Consider the following 529-nt stretch of genomic DNA (forward strand, 5'->3'; position numbering starts at 1 on the left):
CCTGTTGGTGATGACATAACCGGCCTGCGATAACTCGGCTAACTGGCGCGGGCCAATCCATTCTTTAATCGTCGGGAAATCTTCCACCCAGCCATAGGTGTTTGATGCCGACGTGCTGGGAATGACGGTGGCAATGGATCGGTACTGAGGGGTAATCGCCCGACGCCACGGGTAAAGGCGGCGCTCAGTGCCGTGGTCAGGGCATGCAATACTTCTGCGGATACCTGCATGGATTAGCTCTCCTGCTTACGAACGGAAATAAACTCTTCCTTGCTGATGCCCATCGCGTGGCACATGGCAAGGTCTTCATCGGACAACGTGGTGGTATCGCCCTGACCCGGATCCTTTTTCTTCTCCGGCTCCTTGCTTACGATGACCGGCGCACCTTTCACAAACTCGGCGAACTGCGTGCGGCCGTCTTCAGAGCGGCAGAGCGCCAGATACATCTCACGGTTGGCCGGGGCCACCTTTCCGGCGGCAATCGCGCCATCAATCAGGGCTTCCGCTTCTTTAGCGGCAATCTCACTGA

Annotated in this window: 1 protein-coding gene and 1 pseudogene; both read right to left on the reverse strand. The window is 57.3% G+C overall.

All coding sequences use genetic code 11. The annotated features are described in order from the left end of the window. Positions 1-230: pseudogene (locus GTGU_RS25225) on the reverse strand (Mu-like prophage major head subunit gpT family protein); the annotation flags it as partial. A 3-nt stretch (positions 231-233) separates the two neighbouring features. Beyond that, positions 234-529 (reverse strand): phage protease (locus GTGU_RS23600; RefSeq protein ID WP_038163820.1); only part of this gene is annotated, 296 nt, incomplete at its 5' end.

This window comes from Trabulsiella guamensis ATCC 49490, from assembly GCF_000734965.1.
In the GTDB taxonomy this organism is placed as follows: domain Bacteria; phylum Pseudomonadota; class Gammaproteobacteria; order Enterobacterales; family Enterobacteriaceae; genus Trabulsiella; species Trabulsiella guamensis.